This is a genomic window from Mucilaginibacter inviolabilis (assembly GCF_011089895.1).
In the GTDB taxonomy this organism is placed as follows: Bacteria; Bacteroidota; Bacteroidia; order Sphingobacteriales; family Sphingobacteriaceae; genus Mucilaginibacter; species Mucilaginibacter inviolabilis.
This window is the reverse complement of sequence record NZ_JAANAT010000005.1, coordinates 300,625-326,913: the sequence shown is the minus strand read 5'-3', so window position 1 is coordinate 326,913 and position 26,289 is coordinate 300,625. Positions and strand designations below refer to the sequence as shown.

Genomic DNA, 26,289 nt, shown 5'->3' with positions numbered 1-26,289 from the left:
ACCCGATCTTCGCTTTGCTGGTCCTCCCTCTTTGTGGCTCAGCTGAAGGAAAGGAGATCTCGCTAATCTTTTTATTAACTATTGGTTATAATATTTATTCAAGTTGTGCATTTTTAAAGTTGTGTAATAAAAAACGTTATGTTTATTGCTCTATAAGCAATTATCTATTTATTATAACAAATCATTATTTACCGACTAAAAATGAAAAACAAATCCCTACCACAGCAAAAAACAATTATTCTGGCGGTTTTATTAACCATCATGGCAGCGTTTGGCTGTAAAAAAAATAATACCCCGGCCGGGCCGCAGGTTACCAGCAAAGCACTTACCCAGGACGAGCAATTAAGTATTGCTAAAGCTGGTTTTTCGCCTACAAACGCCGTGCGGGTTAAAGACGGTTTTATTGTGGAAGGGGATATTTTATTGAAACAGGCCGACCTTGATTTTCAGAGCCAGCATGTAAACGAGGTGATATTCAAGAAACCTGTAACAGAACAATATCGCACCCTGTTTATTGTTACCGGGTTAACCAATGCCATCAAGGTGAGGGTGAGCGCAGGCGAGTCGCAGCAGGTATTTACCACGGCGGCCAAGAATGCCATCAAACGGTATAACGACCTGGGTTTAACACTTACGTTTACGTTATTGGATTCGGCCTCCACTGATAAAGAGGATATATTGATCCAGGGGCAACAGTTTGGAGACCCTAACATCCTGGGACAATCGTCAGGGTTTCCTGGGGCTGATGGCCGACCGGCAACGCCTATTGCATTGAATAGTTCCAGGTATACGAAGACTTTTCAGGATAAGGGCGAACTCACCACCGTTATTGCCCACGAAATGGGTCATGCTATTGGTTTCAGGCATACCGATTTCCAAAACAGGGCCTATAGCTGCGGTTATGATACTTCTTCATGGATAGGGATATTACAGGCTTTCTTTAAATTACCCGTTGACGAGGGTGGCCTTGCTTTTTATATACCAGGTACCCCAATAGGCGGCGAACCCGGCTCATGGATGCTGGCCTGCAGCGACGGTACCGATCGTCCGTTTACCCCAAGTGATGTGGTGGCTATAGAATCACTTTACCCGGTGAAAAAATAGTACAGTATAATTTATGATAAAACAAAGAGTGGTCCGAATAGGGCCACTCTTTGTTTATAACTAATCTGCGCACCATTTACCAATATCGGCTGCAACTGGGGTATATCTTCTCCAAAAAATATTTTTTTACCATCTTATATTATTATAAGTATTGTGTAAAATTTCGTTTAGATAAATTATATATGTTGGAAGTTTATATATTTGGTCATATTTAAACCTGATAAGTTATTTATTTCGTTTTTGGCAAATCTTGCCTCTGTTGTGGTTAAGTAATAACCATTTTTAAAATTATATGTAATTAACCATATCTATTTAATAAGTTTTATCCTGAACAACAAACAATTATTATGTATTTTAAAAAATCTAAACATTATTTTTTCCTGCTTTCTGTATGTCTGGTAATCGGCGTATCATCGTGCAAAAAAGATTTAGTAGCCGACCATACAACCACAACTTCACCCGATAAAAAAAAGGTTGATAATATTTTACCTCCACCATTAACCTGGACGGATCAAACTTATCCCTGGGGAAGCACTCAGGTGCTGTCGCCGTTTGCGGGTGGCACTTCACGCGAGTTCCCGACCGAGTATTTGAGCGATATTAACCCTAATGATGGCTGGGAGCTGTACTTAAATACATTTACATCCGGGACGCCGATTGACCAAAAAAAATATTTTGTTATTTATAACAGGTACAGGGGGCTTTTGCGCATTTATTATTACCTGGATAACAGTAACTTTAGTCCCACAAAAAATATTGTTTGGGAGCTGGGTTTAAATGGCACAAAAAACAATTCCAACATACTGAATTTTGAACAGGGTGAATTAGTTGACAATCCCAATAGGTTATTATACACCACCAGGGTCCAGTTGCAGAAAAAAGTTCAACCCAACGGATGCTGGTATGCCGAACAATTTCAACTGGCTTATGACGATGCTTTGTACTCAGACCCCAATTCTAATGATTATAAGTATAATTCATTTAAACTTGGATTTTATGCACAGAATGTGACTACCTATAGCTTTAACGGTACACAATCCGGAACCCTGGATGGCACTATACAGGTGCCCCAATCAACAAGCAGCGGTTTTTTCTCAACATTGATCAATGGAGCGCTCAGTATAGGCCAGTCGGCACTTTCTGCCGGGGCATCAACAGTATTGGGAGCTGTTTTTAAAGATGGGTTGAGCAAACTCAAATTTTCACAGGTAGCAGATAGTGCTCTGAAAGATATTAAAACATCAAGCACAGTAAAATCATTACCCAAAAGCTTGTTTAATGCTATTTTGGGGAAAAGCTCATCTGGAACCAATTACTCCTCTGAAAAGGTAGAGCTGAAACTCAATACCACCATAAAGCTCGACGGAACCGGAACTGATTCGCCGACTGGCCTGGGTACATTTACCGCCTTGATTTCGGCCACACAGAATTTAAATTCAAATGAGAGCGGAATAATTCCGAGATATCAGAAAAAACTAGGTGTTTTTAATATTTCCGGAACCCCGGTGGTTTTAACGTCCATATCTAAAGCGAGAGAGGAAGTAGGATCAACAACTAACGTAACGTATGAGTTAGATCAAAGCTCTTTCTCCATTGTTTGGAATAACGACCTGGTTAACTCAGATGCCTCGGGCGCAACTATCCAGAATTTAAAAAAGGAATATATATTGATAGATGCAAAATCACCAGTTAGCGGCACCGGGTATAGTCAGGAATATATAACCCCATCGGATGTAACCTATAATGCATATACCAGCTCGGGGGTTATTGCTTTTTCAAGAAAATTCCAGGGCCCGCCAACCAATTGGTCGCCGGCTGTTACAGGCTACGCTTTAAGAATTACTTTTGACGTTGTACCAAACAACGGAAGCGGGCGATACACTATTATAAAAAGCTTTAAAGCAAATAACGTAACTACGATACTGAATTAAAGAGAATAAAACACAGATAAGATAAAAACAAAGAGCCGCCCGAAACGACGGCTCTTTGTTTTATCTATGCTATAACCTGCCATGCCCCGGTTGCTATAGCCTTGCGGATATACTCCGAAAAATCGGTGGGTTTGCGCCCCAGTGCGCGCTCAACGCCATCGGCCAAACTGGCATTTCGGCCATCCAGTACCTCGGTAAACAGGTAGCTGATGAGCCAGATATAATCATCGGGTATCTGGTACTCCCTTAGCATGGCTTTATAAGCATCCATCGGAATTTGTTGGTATTGAATGGGCTGATTAAGCGCAGCCGCTATTTCCTGTATAGCATCGCGAAAGGTAAGCAGACGTGGCCCTGTCAATTCATAAACCTGTCCGGCATGGCCATTATTAGTCAAAGCAGCCACGGCTACATCGGCAATATCATCCGCATCAATAAAAGGCTCGGGCACATGGCCTACAGGCAGATCAACCTGTCCGGCCAAGATCGGATCCAGAACGTAGCCTTCGCTAAAATTCTGACAAAACCAGCTGGCGCGTAAAATGGTCCAATCTACACCGGCATTTATCACCATCTTTTCGCAGGCCTGTGCTTCTTCTTCACCCCGGCCCGAGAGCAGTACCAGATGAGTAACACCGCTTTTAACGGCCAAGTGAGTCAGGCTGCGGATAGTGTCGGCCGCACCGGGAACGGCGAGGTCGGGTTGATAAGAGATGTAAACGGAATCGATATCCTGCAGCACCGGAGCCCAGGTGCTTTGATCGTTCCAGTCGAAAGGTATAGCCGCGTTGCGGCTGCCAATACGTACGGGCCAGCCTAGTTGTTGCAGCTTGCTCACCACACGGCTGCCGGTTTTTCCGGTACCACCCAGTACCAATATTTGCTTTTTAGTGTTTTCCTGATTGTTCATGGTCATTAATTTTTTATCAAAATTAGAGGGCCATGAAATGGAAAAATAGAACAAAACCGACAGGGGGGGAGGAATGCCTTCTCGCAATGACGCGCGGAAAGAGAGTATATCAATAAATTAATACTTTTTAAACTTTTCAAAACGCATCAAAACCGCGTTGCAATTTGTTAAAAGCGTTAAAACGTGCTTTTTTCGAGCGATTTTAAGCTGTTTTTACCTCGATTTTGAACAGAAATTTGTTAAAAGTCAAGGTTTAAAAAGTTTTTTAGCGCCTGTTATAACTCCGCTACAAAATCGCGCATAGCCTGGGCAGGGTCGGCTTGTTTCATAAAAGTTTCACCGATCAGGAACCCATTGAAGCCTGCCAATTTCAAGTGGCGGATAGTTTCGGGGTCGCTGATGGCGCTCTCGGATATTTTCATGAACTCTGCCGGGATATGTTTGGCCAGTTGGTAGGATGTTTCGACTGATACGGTAAAATCGGCCAGGTTGCGGTTATTTACGCCAATGGCATCAAGCTTGGGGTGGATGCTGCGTTCCAGCTCTTCTAGGTTATGCACCTCCAGCAGCACATTCAGGCCGATGCTTTTGGCCAGTGTGGCCATGGTATCAATTTCGGCAGGGGTAAGTATGGCAGCTATCAGCAAAATAATATCAGCACCTAATGATTTAGCTTCAATCACCTGGTACTCATCTATCATGAAATCCTTACGCAAAACGGGGATATTGTTGACAGAGCGGGCTTTTACCAGGTCGGCCTTGCGGCCCATAAAAAAGTTGCGATCGGTTAAAACAGACAGGGCCGAGGCACCCGCGCTGGCATAACCATTGGTTACAGCGCTAACCCTTACTTTATCATTAATAATGCCTTTGGATGGCGATTTACGCTTAAATTCGGCTATAATACCGCTACGTTCCGGGTCCAGTAAAAACTCTTTAAAGGAGTATGTTTCGCGATGAAAATATTCCGACTCTTCCAGTTCAACATAGGAAACGCGTTTTTTGGCAGATGCTACTTCCTTTTTTTTATTGGCAACTATTTTATCAAGTATGTTCATGAGCCCCCTAACCCCCTAAAGGGGGAATTTTTGATTTAAATTATAAATATAATGTGGTCATACCGAACTTGTTTCGGCACCCCACAAGCGAGACTCACGAACTAATGTCCTGAGGGATCCTGAAACAAGTTCAGGATGACTCGCTTGCGATTAAATTAACGCAAAGTTATCATTTTTGCGCTTGTATTAACTCAACCAGTTGTGCATCATTTCCTTGCCGTACTCGGTAAGTATGGATTCCGGGTGAAACTGCACGCCGCGAACATCATATTCACGATGGGCCAGTGCCATAATGGAGTTATCCTCTTCGTCGATAGCGGTTATTTGCAGCGTGTCTGGCAAGTCTTTGTTGCTCACCACCCATGAATGATAGCGGCCAACTTTAAAGCTGTCTGGCAGGCCTTTAAAAAGCTCCTCGTGCTTATTGGTTACCTTGATGGGTGTGGCTATCCCGTGCATCGGCTGACTCAGGTTGTATAAACTGCCGCCAAATACTTCGGCAATGGCCTGCTGCCCCAGGCAAACGCCGAAAATGCTTTTGGTAGGCGCGTATTTTTCGATCACCTCCAGCAGCAAACCAGCTTCTGAGGGAATGCCTGGTCCCGGCGAAAGGATGATCTTATCGAAAGCGTCCACATCGCCGATGGCAAATTTATCGTTCCTCCAAACCTCGCACTGCAGGCCAAGCTCGTTAACCAAATGCACCAGGTTATAGGTAAAGGAATCGTAATTGTCAATTATTAGGATGCCCCCCGGCCCCCTGAAGGGGGTGTTGGACTTGCTTATTTGCTCGTTCATGTTATGATATCTTATGTTGGATATGTCTTCTAATCATTGTGTTTATGTTCCCCCTTCAGGGGGGTAGGGGGCTTCTACAGTTCTTCCGCCAGTTCAACCGCTCTTCTCAGTGCTGATATCTTGGTGTCCACCTCCTTCAGCTCGCTTTCGGGTATGGAACCGGCCACAATGCCTGCGCCCGCCTGGTAATGCAGTGTATTGTTTTTGCTGAGGAACGAGCGGATCATGATGGCATGATTAAAATCGCCGTTAAAACCCAGGAAGCCGATAGCGCCGCTGTAAAAGCTGCGTTTTATATTTTCATTTTCGTCAATAATTTCCATTGCCCGGTATTTTGGCGCACCGCTCAGCGTACCGGCAGGGTAGGTATCGCCTACAATTTTAAAGGAAGAAACGCCCGGCAACAGCTTGCCGCTTACGTGCGATACCAGATGTATGAGGTGCGAATAGTACTGTACTTCTTTGAAAGCCTTCACTTGTACCTGCTCGCAATGGCGACTCAGGTCGTTACGGGCCAGGTCCACTAACATCACATGTTCGGCCGATTCTTTGGGATCATTCTCGAGGTTGCGGGCTATTTCGGCATCTTTTTCGTCGTCGCCGCTGCGTTTAAAAGTACCCGCGATTGGGAATATGCTGGCCACGTTGTTCTTAACGGTGATCTGTGCCTCGGGCGATGAGCCAAAAATGCGGAAATCGCCAAAATCAAAATAAAACAGGTAGGGCGAAGGGTTGATGGAACGCAGGGCACGGTAAACATTAAATTCGTCGCCCTGAAAGGTACGGGAGAAAGCCCGCGACGGCACAATCTGGAAAACATCACCCCGGTAAATGTGCTGTTTCATCTTCTCCACAATGGCGATAAACTCCTCGTTGGTGAGGTTTGAGCGCTCTGCATCTATACTTTTGAAGTTATACTCAGGGAAGTTTTTGTTTTTGATGAGGTATTCCAGTTTTTCGATGCCGCCGTTGGTGGGGCCTCCTTCGGCCTGGTTATGAAAGATGTAGAGTTCGTTCTTAAAATGGTCAACCGCGATGATGTAGCGGTAAACGTGGTACTGCATTACCGGGATCTGCCGGGTAGTATCGGTGCTTTGTTTGAGTTTGATGGTTTCAAAATGTTCTACCGCCTCATGGGTAAAGTAACCAAATAGCCCGTTTGAGATGATCTTACCCGGATTGGCGTCGGTATCAAAGCTCGCTATAAACTGGTTGATCTGGTCGATGAGGTCAAATGTGCCTGCTTCATGCGCCTCCAGGCTGCCATCCGGATAGGTCTTTTTGAGGATGCCATTATTCAAAACCAGGCCGGCAATAGGCTCGCAGCAGATATAACTTAAGCTGTTTTCGCGGCTGTGGTAATCCGAGCTTTCGAGCAGCAGCGAATTGGGGAACACATCGCGCAGGCGCAGGTAAATGCTTACCGGCGTGGTGGTATCCGCAAGCAGCTTTTTATGGGTAGTGGTTATTTTAAATTTGTTCATGTTAGTTTCAAAAAGTGTATTAAACAAAAAAACCCGGCGAATTGGGGTCGCCGGGTTTCCTATTTAGGTTTACAATTGATTAGTTATCTCTGACTAAAAACGCAACCGGCTGCCAAATTTAATTGGTGCCACCAGCTGTTTTTATGAGTGCTTTTAATCATCGTGGTCACAAATTTAGAAAGAAATTTGAATTGTCAAATTTTTTCTGAAATTATTTATTTGCTAAATCCTATTAGCCACGTGGAATTAATAGGATACCGCTTGAAATGATGATCAAACCCAGTATATAGAATACAAAAATAGCTTTGTGCTTCTCTTCGTCGGTAGCCGCCTTTTTTGATTTGCTGTGACCAATGGTGATTAACACAATGGCAATAAGCATCATAACCCAGTGCTCTACAGTAAAATAACGGGTAGCCGGGTTTTTCATGGTATCCTTAGTAAACTGTACAAATGGGCTTACAAAGTACAATACAATACCAATAAGCAATTGTGTATGCACCGAGATCATGGCAAACAGGTTGAGCTTGCGGTTGCCTTCGGTATAAGGTTTTTTACCTGTAAGACCAAGAAGCGCCAACAGGGCTGCCACAATAACAAGCACCACTACAATGTACCTGAAACCGGAATGAAGATGCTGAAGAAAGCTATAAAGCGTCATAACATAAATTTTTTGTGAATATACAATAAAAGCAAAAGCTGTAAAAGGAGGACGATTATTTGACAATTGATTAACGGATTTATGCATTCATCCGTCATTGCGGGTGTAACCCTGAGCGCCGTCGAAGGGTAGAGCGTAGAGGCCTTATCCACCATGCTTCGACGGGCTCAGCATGACAGCCATCAAAAGAGCCAAGGCCTTGTGCGATTCCTTCCCCCGGGAAGGGGAGAAAGGGGTTTATGGAACAGGATAATCATCGTGCGTAGAAACCCCTCCCTGCCATTGCACCCGCCCATCGCGCCCCTCCCGTGGGGAGGGAATTAAGAATGTTACTTTTTATCTCAAAAACTGGGTTTACACTTTTTTTGAAGAAAATAATATAATTTATTGATTATCAATTGTTTAAACCAGTGTTAGCCCTAAAAAGTGTAAACCCATGTAAACCCACTTTTGAACGTAATAGTTCATGAAAAGACAGTTGCCAAGGCTGTCATGCTGAGCTCCGTCGAAGCATGGTGGGCGGGCCTCTACGCTCTACCCTTCGACGGAGCTCAGGGTGACAGCCCTCTTTTTGAACATTTTCATCCTTTCTGCCACTTAACGGGCTTATTGTCCTTTAGAAGGATTTCTTGTCGCAAATCACCCTGAATTTGTCCTTATTGCCACCTACGTATTTAAGCCGATGTGCCGAACTTTGACATATCAAAGAATATCATAAAATCATGGAACAACAAAAAAATGCTTTGGTACAACCCCTGCCAGTCCTGATCGGGTCTGTAGCTCAGGCGCAATTGAATTTATTTGAACCCGTTAAGCAAAGTGAAGTTAACCGTATCCCTTTTGAAGGCAGCTGGACAGCTGCCGAACTGATAGAACACATGGTATTATCTATAGGGAGCGCTGTGGAGGTATTAAGCGGACCTGTAAAAGTAACCGACCGCGCGCCCGATCAATATGTGCAAAGTGTAAAAGATATGTTTTTGAATTTCGACCTGAAATTTAAATCAGCGCCATCCATCGCGCCGGCAACCCAGCTTTATGACCGGGATATATTGATCAAAAAGCTCAGAACGGTATATAACAGCCTGATTTACCTGGTTGAAGTAAAAGACCTGACTGACACCTGTTTACTTTGGGAGTTTCCTACTATCGGTCACCTTACCCGGTTGGAATGGGCTTATCAGGCCGTTTATCATGCGCAACGGCATACAGAGCAGCTTAAGAATATTATAGGGCATCTGGGGGGCTAAAAGAAGGTCAGGCACACGCGTTATTTTGAAACGGCGTTTTATGTCGTGGGGATAATGTCAATCGTAGAGCGCTCAATTGCCGCTGGGGCTGTTACTTTGTCCTGATACAAAGTAATCAGACCGAGCGAAGCGAGATAATGAGCACCAATAAAAAAACAAACAGCAGCGAATAACATCAAGTCAGCAGAAAGGCTTCTTTACGCTCATGGCCTTTGCCCTGCAAAGCAGGCAGAACCACGGGCTGCAATTATTTTGCTCCACTTCGTTCTCACAGTCCTCCGCTTCAGCAAAAACTTGCTATGCCCCTACAGCCGCACAAACCACCATTGTTCCGCCCGCTTTCACCTGAAGCTGTTCTGCTGACGGGGAAGAAAACATAAATACGGGTTGTTTATAAAACCAAAAAAGCGATGAAGCCTATACTTCACCGCTTTTTCTTATGATAAATCCGAAATCGAAATTCCGAAATCCGAAATCAAAAATTATATCAATAATCTTACGGGTTCTTCCAGTAATGATTTCAGTGTTTGCAGGAATGCGGCACCTGTTGCGCCGTCAACCACGCGGTGGTCGCAGCTTAAGGTAACTTTCATTACATTGCCCGGTACTACTGCACCGTTTTTAACAACCGGAACCTGTTGTATTCCGCTAACGGCAAGGATACAAGAATCAGGTGAGTTGATAATGGCTGTGAACTCATCAACACCAAACATACCTAAGTTTGATATGGTAAAGGTTGAACCTTCCCAATCAGATGGTTGCAGTTTTTTTGCTTTGGCACGCTGTGCAAAGTCTTTTACTTCAACAGATATGTGGCTTAGTGATTTTCCGTCGGCAAAGCGTACCACCGGTACCAGCAAACCTTCGTCAACCGCTACGGCAACACCAATATTAACGTGTTCATTATAGCGGATCTTATCGCCCAGCCATGATGAATTTATGTTAGGATGTTGTTTTAACGCGATGGCACAAGCCTTCACCACAAAATCATTAAATGATATTTTAACAGGAGCAACCTCGTTGATCTTGGCGCGAGCCGCAATAGCCTGGTCCATATCAATGCTCATGGTTACGTAGAAGTGCGGAGCGGTAAACAAGCTTTCGCTTAAGCGCTTAGCAATTACCTTACGCATCTGGCTAACCGGTTTCTCGGTAAATTTCTCTTCGCCAATAAAGGTTGGGATAGTAACAGGTGCTTTTGCCGGTGTTGCAGATGCAGGGGAGCCTGCGGCAGCTTCGGTACTTGCAGGAGCTGCAGCTGTTTTAGCCGGTGCTACAAATCCTTCCACATCTTTCCTGATGATACGGCCACCTTCGGCGCTGCCTTTTACATCATTCAGGTTGATGCCTTTATCTTTTGCTATTTTGCGGGCAAGCGGTGATGCTTTAACGCGGCTGTCATCAGCGGTTGATGAAGCTGAATTTGCATCAGCAGTTGCCGGTGCTTCGGCCTTAGCGGCAGGAGCAGCCTCTTCTGCAGGTGCGGTGGCAGCGGGTGAGCTTCCTGCATCCTGTAGTAAAGGTGTAATATCGGTGCCTTCTTTACCTACAATGGCTATAATGCCATTAACAGGCGCAGCTTCGCCTTCTTTTGGACCTATATATAAAAGTGTACCTGCTTCATAACCCACAACTTCCATGGTAGCTTTATCGGTTGCTACATCGGCCAGTGAGTCGTCAGATTTTACTTTATCGCCAACTTTAAAGTTCCATTTTTCAATAATACCCTCGGTCATGGTATCGCTAAGGGCAGGCATACGTATCACGGTAGCCGGTATGCTTGACAGATCAACCTTTGGCGCAGCAGCAGCAACTGGTGCCGGCTGTTTATCTTCGACTTTTGCAGGAGCAGCAGCTTTTTCTTCTTGTTTCTGAGCGCCACCATCCTGTGTAAGTACAGCTTTGTAATCTTCGCCTTCTTTACCCAAAACGGCAATAACAGCATCAACCGGAACAGCGCTGCCTTCTTCAACACCTATGTATAAAAGGGTGCCGTCCTGGTACGATTCAAAATCCATGGTAGCTTTATCGGTTTCAATCTCGGCCAATACATCGCCTGATTTTACCTTGTCGCCAACTTTCTTATGCCATTTCGCCAATACCCCTTCGGTCATGGTATCGCTCATTTTAGGCATTTTAACTACTTCGGCCATATACTATTTATATGTTTTAAAAATTTCTTATAAATATAATAGTTAGTCTTGAGTCTGAAGCATTAAGTTAGGAGTCAAAAAACGACTTAAAACTTATAACTCAAGACTCAGAACTTAATATTTAGTCTCTGATGTATGGATAGTCTGTCTGAACATAAACATCGGTATATAGTTCAGAGGCTTCCGGCCATGGTGATTCTTCAGAGAACCTAACTGACTCATCAACGATGTCTTTTATTTTAGCATCGATCTCTTCAAACCATTTTTCATCAGCATAGCCTTTTTCCAATATGGTATGTTTGGTAGCTTCTATCGGATCTTTGGCTTTGTAGCTTTCCAGCTCTTCTTTAGTACGGTATTTTTGAGGGTCAGACATGGAGTGACCTTTGTAGCGGTAAGTACGCATTTCCAGGAAGGTTGGTCCTTCACCACGGCGTGCGCGCTGTACAGCTTCGTCCATGGCCACGTGTACCGCAGCCGGATCCATACCATCAACAGCTGATGATGGTATACCGTAAGGTAAGCCTAATTTATAGATATCTGTTTGGATGGTAGTACGTTCAACAGAAGTACCCATGGCGTAACCGTTGTTTTCGCAAACAAAAATTACCGGTAATTGCCATAGAGCAGCCATGTTAAAGGTTTCGGTCAGTGCGCCCTGGCGTACGGCGCCATCGCCCATGTAGGCAATGTTTACAAACTCGGTACCTTTATATTTTTCGGCAAAAGCGATACCGGCACCCAGTGGTACCTGACCGCCTACGATACCGTGGCCACCGTAAAAGTGTTTTTCTTTGTCAAACATGTGCATAGAACCACCTTTGCCTTTTGAGCATCCGGTAGCTTTGCCATATAACTCAGCCATTACCGCATTGGGAGTTACACCTTTGGCAAGCGCATGAGCGTGGTCGCGGTAAGCGGTGATCATGCTGTCTTCCTGTTTAATTACAGACATGGCTCCGGCCAGTACAGCCTCCTGCCCAATATACAGGTGGCAAAAGCCCCTGATTTTTTGTTGTCCGTATAACTGTCCTGCTTTTTCTTCGAACTTACGCATTAACAGCATTTGTTCGTACCACATCAGGTAAGTGTCTTTATTAATTTCGATTGAACTCATGTAATTAAAACAATCAATAATCTTGGAGTAAAGCGCAAATCTAAATATATCCTTGAAAATATCGAAACCGGAGCGAATTTGTTGTGATGTTTTATCTTTTATTTTAAGAATGGGTTATAAATGAGCAGCCTTAACCGCGTTTTAGAAGTTTAACCAAACATTATATGGCTATATGCTCATATTGCCGAAGCCTTTTTGACCTGATAATACGTTTTAACGGTATTTTTAAACGTTTTTAGACTGTTTGTAACATGTAATTTTTACACAAAGGGGGAAAAATAAGCCCAAAAGGTAACTTTAAAAGTATCATAGGCGTAATAGAGATGGGCTTTGATTGATAAGATTTTTAGTATAGATATTATATTTATATTTTTTGAAAAAAAACTGCCATTTATTTGCAATTTTAAAAAATATAGATAGTTTTGTAGCCACTGGTGGACATAAGTGTCTGATTTAATAAACAATTTGTTGCCCCTAACAACAAACTAACGCGTTAAATGAAGAAAATTACTCTTGCTATAGTACTACTTTTCAGCGTTTTAGCTTCACAAGCTCAAACTGCAAGTACTCCGAACACCGCTGCCGAAAAGGCTCCTGATGAGCAGGAAAGTTTAGCTAAAACTTATTTATCTCAGATCATGGGTGTAGCGTTATCCGCCACCTCAAACATGAAACTTTTTCACTTTGTATACGATTGGATAGGAACCCCTTACCATTTCGGCGGTGAATCAAGAAGAGGAATCGATTGCTCGGCATTCACAAAAGAATTATACAGCGAGGTTTTTAACCTGGATATTAAAAGAAGCTCACGCGATATTTTCAGCATGGTAAACCCTGTTGGTAAAGATGATCTGAAAGAAGGCGACCTGGTTTTCTTTAAGATACACAGCCGCAGAATTTCTCATGTAGGCATTTATCTGGGTAATGGCCGTTTTGCACATGCTTCATCAAAAGGTGTAGCGATCAGCAGCCTGGATGATAACTATTACAGCCGTTATTTTTACAAAGGCGGCCGTTTACTGGCATCTTTTAAAAATGAATTTACCGGTTCGGCTACCGAAACTGACGACGACAAGAATAATTAGTTCTGATTTCGGACTTTGGATGTTCGATTGTGGATTTTTACTTGTTTAGCTGATAAAAATCCGTTGGTAACAATCCGGAATAAAAAAATTACTTTAGTCCCTTCAAAAATATGAGGGGATTTTTTTTTGTTATAAGGTTGCAGTTTTTGCTTTTAACAGCTTGCTTATTAATGGTTTTACAGGCATGCGAAAACCCTGTGCAAAGCAGGCCGCCGGTTGTTAAGCATAAAAAGCATCAGGTCGCAAAAGAGGTATCGCCCCCAATAAAACCCACGCCCGTACAGCACGACTCCCTTTGTATTGCCGCCGTTGGCGATATTATGTTGGGGACCTCTTATCCCGATAGTACCACCTTGCCACCCGATAGTGGCCGCAACAGTTTTAAAGCCGCCCTTCCCGAATTAAAAAACACAGATGTGGCCTTCGGCAACCTGGAGGGGGCCCTTGTAGATACCGGTGGTCCAGCTCATTTTAAGCTTCATCAAAAAAGTAAGGCTTATTTATTCCGGATGCCTACGCGTTACGGATCAGTTTTAAAAAATGCCGGGTTTAATCTGTTGAGCCTAGCCAATAACCACATCAATGATTTTGACGCTCATGGCCGCAGAAGTACCACCAAGACTTTGGACAGCCTGGGGATAAACTATGCCGGTTTGCAGATTAAACCCTCAACGGTATTTGAGGTGAATGGTGTGCGCTATGGTTTTTGCTCCTTTGCGCCCAATGCCAATACGGTATCTATACATGACTTGAAAGGGGCTGCCCGCATCATCAGCGATCTGAAGCAACGCTGTGATGTGGTCATCGTATCTTTCCATGGTGGTGGCGAAGGTGTCGACCATGAGCATGTACCTTTCGCGGTGGAATCATTCATCGGCGAAAAGCGGGGCGATGTGCATGCCTTTGCCCACAACGCCATTGATGCCGGCGCCGATTTGATATTTGGTAACGGTCCGCATGTGAATCGTGCCATGGAAATGTATAAGAACCGGTTGATAGCTTATAGCCTTGGAAATTTTTGTACCTATAAATGTGTAAGTGTAAGCGGTATTTGTGGTATGGCTCCCTTGTTAAAAGTTTACGTTAATAAAAAAGGCGAATTTTTGAGCGGGCGTATTATTTCGTTTAAGCAGGCACATGATAAAGGACTGGTGAGGGATACCTTGAACCAAGCCATGCGCCGCATCCGCATGCTAACCGAAACCGACTTTCCGGATGCCGGTCTGAACATTGCTGACAGTGGGGAGATAACCGCTGTTTCCCGCTTTGATAATTCCCTCACAAAAGTTACAGAGCCCAACCAATAGCTCCGCTAAAAAGCATTAATTTGCAAATCGTTTAAAAAAAATAACCCTTTAAACACACGTTAATCAGCGTATGAATAAATATGTATTATCATTAACCGCTATGGCATTTGTTTGGACAGCAAATGCACAGCAAAACACCACTTTAACTGACAAGGATTACGACCATGCCGAAAGCTTCCTGGGTTATAACACCGAGCAATTGGTTGATCATGGCAGGGTAATGCCTAACTGGCTGCCAGGCGATAAATTCTGGTACCGGATACTAACACCCCAAGGCAGCGAATTTATTTTGGTTGATCCCGCTAAAAAAACACGTGAACAAGCTTTCGATCAACAGAGACTTGCCGCAGCGATATCAACAGCTACGGGTAAAAACTACGAGGGTAATAAATTGCCTTTCCATACTTTTAATTTTTCGGATGATCTGAAATCTATCTCTTTTGCTGCTGACGGTAAATCATGGAAATGCGATCTGCAAGCCTATCAGTGTACACCAGATAATGCTATGGTTGGCCAAAGTAAGGCGCATACCCGCAGAAGAGGTGGTGATGACGAGGTTGCCTCGCCCGATGGCAGCCAGGTAGCCTACATCAAAGAATACAACCTTTGGGTACGTAACATTAAGACCGGGAAAGAAACCCAACTCACTACCGATGGCGTAAAAGATTTTGGCTACGCTACCGATAATGCAGGCTGGAAATCATCAGACGGACCTATCATTCGCTGGTCGCCAGATTCTAAGAAGATAGCCACCTTTAAGCAAGATCAGCGCAATGTAGGTGATATGTACCTGGTAACTACCAATGTTGGTCACCCAACGTTGAAGGCATGGAAGTACCCGCTTCCGGGTGATAAGGAAATCGCGATGATAAGCCGGGTGATCATTAATGTAGATGAACCCAAAGTGATCAATATACAGGTTGCTCCCGATCCGCACCGCGCCACCCTGAGCGATGATATTGCCAGTAGCGGCACTTTTGATGATGTGGACTGGACCGCCGATGCCTCCAAGCTGGCTTTTGTATCCACCTCGCGCGATCACAAACAAGAAAAATTTCGTATTGCTGATGCTGCTACAGGTGCTGTAAAAGAGATTTTTGAAGAAACTGTAGCTACACAATTCGAGTCGGGTCAGGGTACTATCAACTGGAAATACCTGGCCAAAACCAACGAGATCATCTGGTTTTCAGAACGCGACAACTGGGGCCATCTGTACTTATATGACGCGCAAACGGGCAAGGTTAAAAACCAGATCACCAAAGGCGATTGGGCAGTAACCGAGCTGTTAAAAGTGGACGAAAAGAACCGCCAGATCTATTTCCTGGCCGATGGCCGCGAGCTGGGCAATCCATATTATACCCACCTGTACAAAGTTGGATTTAATGGCCAGGGACTTACCCTGTTGAGCCCGGGTGATGGTATTCACCAGATCACGCTATCGCCAGATGAGAATTATTTTATCGATAGTTACTCCAAATTTGATGTGCCACCGGTAACCGTACTGCGCGACCTGAACGGTAAGCTGATCAGCACGCTGGAGAAAACAGACATCAGCAGGCTGCTGGCTTCGGGCTGGAAAGCGCCTGTCCCGGTTACGGTTAAAGCACACGATGGGCAAACCGATATTTATGGGGTGATGTTTGTGCCAACCCACATGGATCCCAATAAAAAATATCCAATCATTAACAATATTTACCCGGGGCCGCAGGGTGGAAGTGTAGGCAACTGGGGCTTCGCATCTGCTCATGGCGATTGCCAGGCTCTGGCTGAACTGGGTTTTGTGGTTGTTAAGATTGAAGGCACCAGTAACCCGCTGCGTTCAAAAAGCTATCATGACATGAACTATGGCCACATGTCTGAAAATACGCTGCCCGATCAGGTTACCGCCATGCAGCAGCTGGCTCAAAAGTATCCTTACATTGATATCAATAAAGCAGGTATCTGGGGCCACTCAGGTGGTGGTTTTGCTACTGCTGCGGCTATGTTCCGTTTTCCCGATTTTTTCAAGGTGGGTATATCCGAATCCGGAAATCATGAAAACCGTAACTATGAGGACGACTGGGGCGAACGCTATATCGGTTTGTTAACACCTCTAGCAGATGGTACATCCAACTACGAGGCTCAAGCTAATCAGAACTATGCTAAAAACCTGAAAGGTAAACTCATGCTGGCCCATGGTTTAATGGATGATAACGTGCCACCATACAATACCTTACTGGTTATTGAAGCGCTGGAAAAAGCCAATAAGGATTATGACCTGGTGGTATTCCCGAACAATGCCCATGGTTATGGACAGAATTCATACTACATGATGCGCCGCCGCTGGGATTATTTTGTAAAGAACCTGGCAGGTGCCGGAACACCTAAAGAATATGTATTAAAAGCGAAAGCCGACCCGCGGAATAGCGCGCAGTAAGTTTCTAGTCTGTGGTATAATATTAACGCCGTACCATAGACTAAATAATTTGCATTATCTTTATCTAACTGGCACCATTATGAAAAGAAAAAGAGTTGTTTTCAGCCTTCAGGTACTTGCAATACTACTCTTATTATTATCTTTTTTATTAGTTGTAGCTGTGCGTCTCAGTGATAAAGGAGATGTTGTAGATAGAAATGCCGGCTGGATAGTGTTGGGATTTTTGATAACATTGGGATTTTTTATTTACAGTCAATTCATTTCAGAAAGTTCATCTAGACAGGTTCGGAGAAAGAAGACACCGGATGAACTAATAAATGAAATTAAAAAGTCAAACCTGGATAAATTTAAAAGCAAAGAACAAGGTAGATAAGAATCAAAAGCAAGGAGCATATCAAACTTTTGCCTGTTTCAGCAAGAAGAGGTCCGATAATTAATCGGGCCTTTTTTTGTCCCCTCAGGGTCTCTCGCAGAAGACCCTGAGGTATAAAGCAGGCTCAGAAACGGTTCAAGATACCTGTAAGGAGGCCCAGAGGGCGTTAAATGTGGGTTTACATGGTTTACATAATTCATGGTTAATATTATTGTAATTGTTTGATTGTCAAATAATTGAATTTATTTTATTGCCAAATAACGGGTTTAAGTGTAAACCCATCAGATCGTGTACTTTGTAAATAGCCATGATGGGTTTCATTAATCAACGGAATAGAAAAATGCAATAAAAATTTGCGTCGTCATTTGGCGTTGCATATATTTGTCGTTATTTGACGACAAGATGATATTAAGACGAGATATTTTTCAAGCCATAGCCGATCCCACAAGAAGGGCTATCCTCGCGCTTTTAGCTTCACAGACGATTACTGCCGGTGCTATTGCCGATAATTTTAATGGCGCCCGGTCTACCATATCCAAACATATTCAGATCCTTACAGAATGCGGTCTTGTAGAATCAAACCAACAAGGCCGGGAGATCTACTACCAGATCAAAATGGATAAAATGAAAGAGATTGATGTTTGGTTAGATCAGATACGGGTGATATGGGAAGCCCGCTTTGATAACCTTGAAAACTATATAGCAAAAATTCAAAACGATAGAAACCATGGAAAAAACAGAAACCCGCGAGATGCGGATAACCAGAACGTTTAAGGCTCCCATTGAATTGATGTGGGAGGTTTGGACAGATCCTGCGCATATTATAAACTGGTGGGGGCCAAACGGCTTTACCACCACCATTCACAAAATGAATTTTAAGGAAGAGGGCGAATGGAACCTGACCATGCATGGACCCAATGGTACCGACTATCCGAACAAGAGCATTTACAAGGAAATTATCCCCTTAAAGAAAATTGTGTTTGAACATTTCAATCCGCATTTTTTTACTACCGTTCTTTTTGAATCCAAAGGCGATGAAACTCAAATGGAATGGACAATGGTGTTCGACACCGCAGAAATACTTGAAACTGTTGTTAAAGTACACAAAGCCGATGAAGGACTGAAACAAAATGTTGAGAAACTGGAAGAGTATCTTTCAAAACTGGAGAGTAGATCCGACAGCAAATAAGATGCTTGTAATAAACGATGGAAGACACAAATATGTGTCTCTACATTTTTGTTTTTGCAGAGACGCATACTTGCGTCTCCTGGCGTAATACAAAAGACGAAGCCCTAAGCTTCGTCTTTTGTATTACGGATTAGGCTGATGCCCGTAAAGAAAAATATAATGGCTATAATACCTACAACTACCAATGTTGTGGTTTGGCTGCTGTGGTTAATGACACCCAGCCCGGTATAAATTAAGCCAATGATACCGAGTATGGTTAATATGGCTCCAAAAGTTCGTTTCAGGTTCATGTTATCTGGTGCTGTTTTATAAAGCATTTTTATAAAAACAAATAACACACCAATAATTAATACTACATTTATTTACTTAAATATTATCAATCATGACAGCCGAAATTACTTTTGGGTTAATTGTACTCATCCTGCTTATTATTTTATCAACCTCATTTGTGTCTGTAAAACAGGGCACTATAGTAGTGATCACCGTGTTTGGAAAATACCGGCGCATACTTACACCGGGTCTGAATTTTAAACTGCCTTTCATCGAAAACGTATACTCCAAAATATCTATCCAGAACCGTTCGGTGGAGCTGGAGTTCCAGGCGGTAACTTATGACCAGGCTAATGTTTATTTCAAGGCCATGCTATTGTACTCCGTGCTTGACCAGCAGGAAGAAACCATTAAAAACGTAGCCTTTAAATTTGTTGATGAGCGTAACCTCATGCAGGCGCTTATCCGTACGGTTGAGGGCTCTATCCGCGCCTTTGTAGCCACCAAACGCCAAAGCGAAGTGTTAATATTGAGGCGTGATATTGTAGAACACGTAAAAGAACAGCTTGACCAGATATTGGAAAGCTGGGGTTATCACCTGCAGGATCTGCAATTGAACGATATTACGTTTGATGATGTGATCATGAAATCCATGAGCCAGGTAGTGGCTTCCAATAACCTGAAAGCAGCGGCCGAGAATGAAGGCCAGGCATTGCTCATCACCAAAACAAAAGCTGCAGAGGCCGAAGGTAACGCTATCAAAATATCGGCGCAGGCTGAGCGTGAGGCCGCTCAGCTACGCGGCCAGGGTATCGCGCTGTTCCGTGAGGAAGTAGCCCGCGGTATGACTGTAGCCGCTAAAGAAATGGCCGAGGCCAATATGGATACTTCGGTGATCATGTTTACCATGTGGACAGAATCCATCAAGCATTTTGCCGAAAACTCACAGGGCAACGTGATCTTCCTGGATGGCTCAACCGACCAGATGCAGCATACTTTAAAAGAAATGATGAGTTTAAACCTTTTGCATAATGACGCCGTCAAAGGTGTCAAAAAGTAAAAGTTTTAACCTGCGTATTTCATGAATGTAAGATGGCTGAAGGGGGCGTTAATATTAGCCCTGTTTTTAATAACAATAACCAGGGCACAGGCTCAGCAATTCCATCAACTCACCATCAACGACTTTGGTGGCGCGCCGCGTGTAAATGCACGCGGCGTTGTTGCTTATACCAATTGCACTCTTGATTTTAAGTACCAGGCCAGCCGTGTAAACGGGGGCTATATGCTCAATGCCTTTGTAAAGCTGATCCTGAACACCGAAAGATCATGGCTCGACAGGAGCCGGGTAACATCCAACCAGGCGCTGGCCGAAGTATTAAAACATGAGCAGGGTCATTATACCATTGCCTATCTGGAGCAACAGGAATTACTGCGCGAAATTGGCAAAACCCGCTTCAGCCGCAATTATCAATACGAGGCCATGAACCTGTTCAACCGTATCGATAACAAATACAAACAAATGAACACCGATTATGATGAAGATACCGAACACATGACCAACCGCGTGCAGCAGCACAGCTGGGATGTGTATTTTCAGAGGCAGTTACAGTTTATGCCGGTAGAGGATAGGGAAGGACGGTAAAAGGACATGTTGAATCTATATTTATCATGTCATTGCGAGGAGGAACGACGAAGCAATCTCCTCGTATGTATGAACGCGAGGAGATTGCCACGCTACGCTCGCAATGACATAGTTTTTTAATATTAAACGCCTTCGCCAAAAGTGATGGTTGGATTGGTCAATCTCTGCGTTTAGCTATTCATTTTAGCAAAGGCTCTCCGTATCTTTGTCCTGCATGCCAAACCAATCCGAACAGGTCATCCGTAAAATTATCCATATTGATATGGATGCTTTTTACGCGTCTGTGGAGCAGCGCGATTTTCCGGAGTACCGGGGCAAGGCGCTGGTGGTAGGTGGTTCGCCGCAAGGCAGGGGTGGGGTGGTAGCTACAGCGAGTTATGAAGCGCGCAAGTTCGGTGTGCGCTCGGCCATGTCATCAAAAAGGGCTTTACAACTTTGCCCCGATGCTATATTTGTGCGGCCACGCTTTGCCGCCTATGGCGAAGTATCACAAAAGATCAGGGAAATATTCAGCCGGTATACAGATCTGATAGAGCCGCTGTCATTAGATGAAGCTTACCTGGATGTAACCCACGATAAACTGAATATTGGCTCGGCCATTGAAATAGCCAAACAGATTAAGCAGGCTATTAAGGATGAGTTGCAGCTCACAGCCTCGGCAGGTGTATCCATCAATAAATTCGTAGCCAAAATAGCATCGGATATCAATAAGCCCGATGGATTAAAGTTTATCGGCCCCTCCAGCATTGAAGATTTTATGGAGCAGTTACCCGTTGAAAAATTCTTTGGCGTAGGTAAGGTGACCGCCCAAAAAATGAAACAAATGGGCCTGCATACCGGAGCCGATCTCAAAAGATTAACAGAAGATGAACTGGTAAGGCATTTTGGTAAAACCGGCAGGTTTTACTACCAGATTGTGCGGGGTGTGGATAACCGTGAGGTACAACCCCATCGCGAAACCAAATCGCTGGGGGCCGAAGATACTTTTGCCTACGACCTTACCACGCTCGAAGAAATGGATGCCGAGCTCGATAAAATAGCACAAACCGTTTACAATCGCCTGCTTAAGTATGATTTGAAAGGCCGTACCCTTACCCTCAAAGTAAAATACAGCGATTTTAAACAGATCACCCGTAATCAATCCTTCCCGGAGGCTTTTAATGATCTGGAAACTATTAGTAAAACAGCTAAACAAATTATGGCGGCTAACTATACCGAAGATGCCAGGGTTCGTTTGTTAGGTATCTCTCTCTCCAACTTTGGCGACTTGGTAGCCAAGTCTAAGCAGGAAAAAGAAGCCGGTCCCGGCGATCAGTTGTCGCTGGAGTTTTAGCCCCCTAAAGGGGGAATATTAGATAGTATTGAATTTAAAAGCACTGGCCAGTGCGATTCCCTCCCTCGGGAGGGGAAGGGAGGGGTTTGTTCGTCACGTCTACAGTATAAAACCTTTCCTGCTGCTACACAATGCCTCCGCACCCCTCCCCAAGGAGGGAATTAAACAACAAAATAATTAATAGACTATTATGCCTCAGTGGGGAATTAAAATCAACTTTTAATTAAATAGTAAACCGTGTTAACAATTATTTAACAGAAAACACTTTCAAATAAGGTAAATTCTCATTACGTTTGAATTTTTTGTTGATGTAACTTCTATTAATTTTTTATCAAAAGTTAATGTTACGCGTCGACAGTACCAAACCATGCCAGATCATTTATGCCATTGCCCGGCATGAGTATTTGTCGTACGTTATTGAGCCACACATCGTTCAGCTTAATCCCAACGGCGAATTTTCACTAACCCACCAGCGTTTATTTTCTAATACAGCCAAGGAATTTATCCATTGTTTAGACGATACCGATATCAAACTGATTAAGATATTGGAGGAGATGGAGCAGGGTAACGTGATTAAACGGTACTATAAAAAGCCGATCCGTCCTTTTGAGTTTTTCTCCAAGATATTTAACGAACAGCTTTTTGATACCATCCGCCCCAAAATGGAAAAGCGTATGGCCGAAGCATTGGCTCTGCTATGCAACAAGCCGGTGTATCAGATGAGCAAAGAGGGTTACCCCGCCGAGCGCAAGCTGCAGATAGCTACCGAAGCTGCTTCGATATTGTTCCACTTCAGGCGTAATGAGGAGGAGATCAGGTATTTCCCGACCATTAAATACCAGGGCATGCGTATTGAGTTCATGTTCAAAAACGCCGAGATCATTTGTAACCACCCCGCCTGGATGCTGCTGGACGATACCCTGTATTATTTTGATAAAGAAATAGAAGGTAAAAAACTACAGCCATTCTTGAATAAACGATATATCGCCATTCCGCGGTCGTCAGAGCAATCCTATTTTGAAAAGTTTGTGGCTCCGTTGATCGAAAAGCATAATGTGTATGCCGAAGGTTTTACCATCAATACCGAAAAATATGATGCGCAGGCGGCTCTCAAACCGATTTATATAGAGGGTGGTACTTCGCAACTGCAATTATATTTTAAATATGCAGGCTATATTTTTCCGTATGGTGATGGCAGGCATGTATCGGTACGGATGGAGAAGAATGGCGATGATTATATTTTCCACCGCATCAAACGTTCCATCACCTGGGAAAAAAACAAGATGCAGCAGCTGGAGCAAATGGGGCTCAAAACAGCGTCGAGCTTGTTCCAAAACCTGGAAGTGGATAACCATGATGAGGATGCCGATCATTCGTTCTCGGTGTTTGAGTGGCTAAACCAGCACCACGATGAACTGATTGAGCAGGGCTTTGAGCTGGAGCAGCCCGAAGGGCAAAAACGCTATGTGTTTGGCAATAGCAAAATTGACCTGGAAGTAAAAGAAAATAACGACTGGTTTGATATTCATGCCATTGTATGGTTTGGGCCGTACAGCATACCCTTTATCCAGCTCCGCAATCATATCCTTAACCGTAAAAAGGAGTTCACCCTGCCATCGGGCGAGATTGCGGTGATACCCGAAAAATGGTTTTCGCAATACGGCAATCTGCTGCATTTTTCGGAGGGCAATAACGATTTGAAACTGCGCCGCCACCATATAGGCCTGGTTAATGATCTGGCCGAGGGCGAAATGGCCAACGTAACCATGACCCGCAAACTCCAGAAATTAACCGATTTTGAGGAACTGGAAGAGGTAGAGATGCCGCAGCATTTTGCCGGCAATTTAAGGCCATATCAAAAAGCAGGGTATAACTGGTTCCACTTTTTAAAGAACTACCATTTTGGCGGTTGTTTGGCTGATGATATGGGATTGGGTAAAACCATCCAAACCCTGGCCCTGCTGCAAAAACATAAAGAAGATACCGAGGCGGCGGGCAGCAAAGCTACATCACTGGTGATTATGCCAACCTCGCTGATATATAACTGGCTTAATGAGGCTAAAAAATTCGCGCCGCAACTTAAGCTGATGGTGCATACCGGTACAATGCGCTACCGATCGGCCGATGTATTTGCCAATTACGATGTGGTGATCACTACCTATGGTATTAGTCGCATTGATATTGGCATGTTCAAAGAGTATTTTTTTGATTATGTGATATTGGACGAAAGCCAGAATATCAAAAATCCTTCGTCCAAATCGTTCCAGGCGGTTAAGCAGCTGAAATCGCGCTTTAAGCTGATATTGAGTGGTACCCCGGTTGAAAATTCGGTGAACGACCTGTGGACACAAATGTCATTCATAAATCCGGGCTTGCTGGGCGGTCAGCAGTTTTTTCAAAACGAGTTTGTAACGCCTATCGAGAAAAAGAAAGACGAAGATAAAGCCCGCAAGCTGCAGGCATTAATAAAACCCTTTGTTTTACGTCGTACCAAAGAGCAAGTGGCTACCGAGCTGCCGCCAAAAACCGAAAACCTTTTCTACTGCCAGATGAGCGAAGAGCAGGCATCGGTTTATGAAAAAGTAAAATCGGAGTACCGCAACGAATTGCTGAGAAGCCTGGAAGACGGCACCTTTGCCAAAACCCAGATACAGGTACTGCAAGGTTTAATTAAGCTACGGCAGATAGCCAATCACCCTATCATGATCGATGATGATTATGAGGGCGATAGCGGAAAGTTTGAAAACGTGGTGCATACCCTGGCCAACGTATTGGATGGCGGGCATAAAGTGCTCATATTTTCGCAGTTTGTAAAACAGTTGAGTATTTACCGCGAACATTTTGAGCGCGAGGGTATACCTTATGTTTACCTGGATGGCAGCACCCAAAACCGGGGGGATGTGGTAAAACAGTTCCAGGAAGATCCTAAAACACGCGTGTTCCTGATCTCGATAAAGGCTGGCGGTGTGGGCCTAAACCTTACCGAGGCCGATTATGTATTTATCCTCGATCCATGGTGGAACCCGGCTGTGGAACAACAGGCTATTGACCGTACTCACCGCATCGGCCAAACCAAAAACGTATTTATCTATAAATTCATCACCAAAGATACGGTGGAAGAAAAGATTCTGGCCCTGCAGCAACGCAAACTAAGCCTGAGCCGCGCCCTCATCACTACAGAAGAAAGCTTTATCAAATCGCTTACTGCTGACGATATCAGGGAGATATTGGGGTAGAAAAGATTCCTTGTCATGCTGAACGTAGTGAAGCATCTATTTAGTGCTTAGCATGTTCAACAACAGATACTTCGTTCCTCAGGATGACAAAACAGACTTACAAATAATCCCTCAAAACATCTTCTAAAATCGCAACCAGCTCCGGGTCATTAAAGGGATAATTATCCTCAATATCCAATACCAACAATTGCTTGCCGGTGATATCAAAACGATGTTTTAACAATTGCTGATGCTTGCGTTCCATTACAAATATCACATCAGCCCGGTCGATCATTTTTTGATTTACGCGGATACGAGCTTTGTCGCTGGTGCCGGCAGAGTAGGCCTGGTGAACAGGATGGTTTTTAAATAAAAGCTCAGCCGTTGGGCTGCGCCATTGGTTTTTGCTGCAAATGAAAAGGAGATTGGGCAATTTAAAAGCTAAATTAAATTATCAAAGGCCATTTTTGGGTACCCAGGCCTGACTTTTAATGAGCCATTTATCACCTACCAAACGGAGCACAAATGAAAAAGCGCCTTCCTCATCAAAAGTATCGCCGTTAATGGTGCCGGTATATTCAACGGGAACAACCAGGTACGCTACTTCTTCGGTTTGCTGAAAAACTTTTACCCGTTTAACATCAACCTTAAAATCTTTTATTTTAAAACCCTTTACCGCTTTTTGTACTGAATTTACCCACTGTACGCCTGCCAATGGCCCAGCCCAGGAAAAAGGCGCCTGCTCGTCGCTTATGACAGCATTAGGGGTATAAAATTCAGCTATTTTTTCGATATTAAAAGTGTAGGACGCTTTCAACACCGTGTTTACAATCTCCAGAACCTCGGGCTTTAGCGTTTTTATAGTTTTTGCAGTATCTACACTATTAATGCCTGCTGCATATGTTGTGTGCCCAACCGAAAAGGTTAAAAGTAAACCTGCACATACTATAGTGAATATGTTTTTCATCTGGATGAGCAGTTAATATGGTTTAT

Annotated in this window: 23 protein-coding genes; 13 read left to right on the top strand and 10 right to left on the bottom strand. The window is 43.9% G+C overall.

What is annotated here, in order from left to right; translation table 11 throughout:
* Positions 1-201: 201 nt before the first annotated feature.
* Together G7092_RS28080 and G7092_RS28075 are read left to right on the top strand one after the other, a co-directional pair.
* Complete coding sequence (locus G7092_RS28080) at positions 202-1,104, top strand: M57 family metalloprotease (RefSeq protein ID WP_166095158.1); 903 nt, start codon at positions 202-204, stop codon at positions 1,102-1,104.
* Between the two features lie 347 nt (positions 1,105-1,451).
* Positions 1,452-3,035, top strand: a complete 1,584-nt coding sequence (locus G7092_RS28075) for a hypothetical protein (RefSeq protein ID WP_166095155.1) — start codon at positions 1,452-1,454, stop codon at positions 3,033-3,035.
* 64 nt (positions 3,036-3,099) lie between these two features.
* Here G7092_RS28075 and G7092_RS28070 read toward each other — a convergent pair whose 3' ends face one another.
* From G7092_RS28070 to G7092_RS28050, 5 genes are all read right to left on the bottom strand, one after another.
* Entirely contained in the window at positions 3,100-3,945 is an 846-nt protein-coding gene (locus G7092_RS28070) for an SDR family oxidoreductase (protein WP_166095153.1), read from the bottom strand.
* A gap of 275 nt (positions 3,946-4,220) precedes the next feature.
* Positions 4,221-5,003, bottom strand: coding sequence for an indole-3-glycerol phosphate synthase TrpC (gene trpC, locus G7092_RS28065; RefSeq protein ID WP_166095150.1), 783 nt, complete (start codon positions 5,001-5,003; stop codon positions 4,221-4,223).
* Between the two features lie 186 nt (positions 5,004-5,189).
* Positions 5,190-5,801: an anthranilate synthase component II gene (locus G7092_RS28060; RefSeq protein WP_166095148.1), complete on the bottom strand. Its 612-nt coding sequence runs from the start codon at positions 5,799-5,801 to the stop codon at positions 5,190-5,192.
* A 74-nt stretch (positions 5,802-5,875) separates the two neighbouring features.
* Positions 5,876-7,285 carry an anthranilate synthase component I family protein gene (locus G7092_RS28055; RefSeq protein ID WP_166095145.1) on the bottom strand — a complete coding sequence of 470 codons (1,410 nt, stop codon included), beginning with the start codon at positions 7,283-7,285 and terminating at the stop codon, positions 5,876-5,878.
* A 232-nt stretch (positions 7,286-7,517) separates the two neighbouring features.
* Entirely contained in the window at positions 7,518-7,946 is a 429-nt protein-coding gene (locus tag G7092_RS28050; protein ID WP_166095142.1) for a cytochrome B, read from the bottom strand.
* A gap of 722 nt (positions 7,947-8,668) precedes the next feature.
* Here G7092_RS28050 and G7092_RS28045 point away from each other — a divergent pair.
* Positions 8,669-9,196, top strand: coding sequence for a DinB family protein (locus tag G7092_RS28045; protein WP_166095140.1), 528 nt, complete (start codon positions 8,669-8,671; stop codon positions 9,194-9,196).
* 482 nt (positions 9,197-9,678) lie between these two features.
* Here G7092_RS28045 and G7092_RS28040 read toward each other — a convergent pair whose 3' ends face one another.
* On the bottom strand, positions 9,679-11,349 hold the full coding sequence (locus G7092_RS28040; protein WP_166095137.1) for a dihydrolipoamide acetyltransferase family protein: 1,671 nt from the start codon (positions 11,347-11,349) through the stop codon (positions 9,679-9,681).
* Between the two features lie 121 nt (positions 11,350-11,470).
* Complete coding sequence (gene pdhA / locus G7092_RS28035; RefSeq protein ID WP_166095135.1) at positions 11,471-12,466, bottom strand: pyruvate dehydrogenase (acetyl-transferring) E1 component subunit alpha; 996 nt, start codon at positions 12,464-12,466, stop codon at positions 11,471-11,473.
* A 497-nt stretch (positions 12,467-12,963) separates the two neighbouring features.
* Here pdhA and G7092_RS28030 point away from each other — a divergent pair, with 497 nt between their 5' ends.
* The 6 genes from G7092_RS28030 to G7092_RS28005 all read left to right on the top strand — a co-directional run bounded on the left by G7092_RS28030 (position 12,964) and on the right by G7092_RS28005 (position 18,836).
* Entirely contained in the window at positions 12,964-13,551 is a 588-nt protein-coding gene (locus G7092_RS28030; RefSeq protein ID WP_166095133.1) for a C40 family peptidase, read from the top strand.
* Positions 13,552-13,721: 170 nt separating this feature from the next.
* Positions 13,722-14,858, top strand: a complete 1,137-nt coding sequence (locus tag G7092_RS28025; RefSeq protein WP_235953961.1) for a CapA family protein — start codon at positions 13,722-13,724, stop codon at positions 14,856-14,858.
* A gap of 70 nt (positions 14,859-14,928) precedes the next feature.
* Positions 14,929-17,274 (top strand): S9 family peptidase, encoded by a 2,346-nt coding sequence (locus G7092_RS28020; RefSeq protein WP_166095129.1) that lies wholly within the window; start codon positions 14,929-14,931, stop codon positions 17,272-17,274.
* Between the two features lie 79 nt (positions 17,275-17,353).
* A complete protein-coding gene (locus G7092_RS28015) occupies positions 17,354-17,647 on the top strand; it encodes a hypothetical protein (protein WP_166095127.1) in 294 nt (97 codons plus the stop codon).
* A 402-nt stretch (positions 17,648-18,049) separates the two neighbouring features.
* The gene (locus G7092_RS28010; RefSeq protein WP_166095123.1) at positions 18,050-18,421 is read left to right on the top strand and encodes an ArsR/SmtB family transcription factor; all 372 of its coding nucleotides are present in this window, start codon (positions 18,050-18,052) and stop codon (positions 18,419-18,421) included.
* A complete protein-coding gene (locus G7092_RS28005; protein ID WP_166095121.1) occupies positions 18,375-18,836 on the top strand; it encodes an SRPBCC domain-containing protein in 462 nt (153 codons plus the stop codon). Before G7092_RS28010 ends, G7092_RS28005 begins: the two co-directional genes overlap by 47 nt.
* Before the next feature lie 104 nt (positions 18,837-18,940).
* Here the strand turns inward: G7092_RS28005 and G7092_RS28000 are convergent, their stop codons facing one another.
* On the bottom strand, positions 18,941-19,153 hold the full coding sequence (locus G7092_RS28000) for a hypothetical protein (RefSeq protein WP_235953960.1): 213 nt from the start codon (positions 19,151-19,153) through the stop codon (positions 18,941-18,943).
* A gap of 65 nt (positions 19,154-19,218) precedes the next feature.
* Between G7092_RS28000 and G7092_RS27995 the strand changes: the two genes are divergently transcribed.
* The 4 genes from G7092_RS27995 (at position 19,219) to G7092_RS27980 (ending at position 25,317) form a co-directional block, all read left to right on the top strand.
* Positions 19,219-20,166 (top strand): SPFH domain-containing protein, encoded by a 948-nt coding sequence (locus G7092_RS27995; RefSeq protein ID WP_166095118.1) that lies wholly within the window; start codon positions 19,219-19,221, stop codon positions 20,164-20,166.
* Positions 20,167-20,187: 21 nt separating this feature from the next.
* Complete coding sequence (locus G7092_RS27990; RefSeq protein WP_166095116.1) at positions 20,188-20,748, top strand: DUF922 domain-containing protein; 561 nt, start codon at positions 20,188-20,190, stop codon at positions 20,746-20,748.
* 214 nt (positions 20,749-20,962) lie between these two features.
* A complete protein-coding gene (dinB, locus tag G7092_RS27985; protein ID WP_166095114.1) occupies positions 20,963-22,081 on the top strand; it encodes a DNA polymerase IV in 1,119 nt (372 codons plus the stop codon).
* Positions 22,082-22,422: 341 nt separating this feature from the next.
* Positions 22,423-25,317 (top strand): DEAD/DEAH box helicase, encoded by a 2,895-nt coding sequence (locus tag G7092_RS27980; RefSeq protein WP_166095112.1) that lies wholly within the window; start codon positions 22,423-22,425, stop codon positions 25,315-25,317.
* A 97-nt stretch (positions 25,318-25,414) separates the two neighbouring features.
* On the opposite strand, the gene G7092_RS27975 is transcribed toward G7092_RS27980, so the two are convergent.
* Together G7092_RS27975 and G7092_RS27970 are read right to left on the bottom strand one after the other, a co-directional pair.
* Complete coding sequence (locus G7092_RS27975) at positions 25,415-25,729, bottom strand: low molecular weight protein tyrosine phosphatase family protein (protein WP_166095110.1); 315 nt, start codon at positions 25,727-25,729, stop codon at positions 25,415-25,417.
* Positions 25,730-25,750: 21 nt separating this feature from the next.
* A complete protein-coding gene (locus tag G7092_RS27970; protein ID WP_166095108.1) occupies positions 25,751-26,263 on the bottom strand; it encodes a nuclear transport factor 2 family protein in 513 nt (170 codons plus the stop codon).
* Positions 26,264-26,289 lie beyond the last annotated feature (26 nt).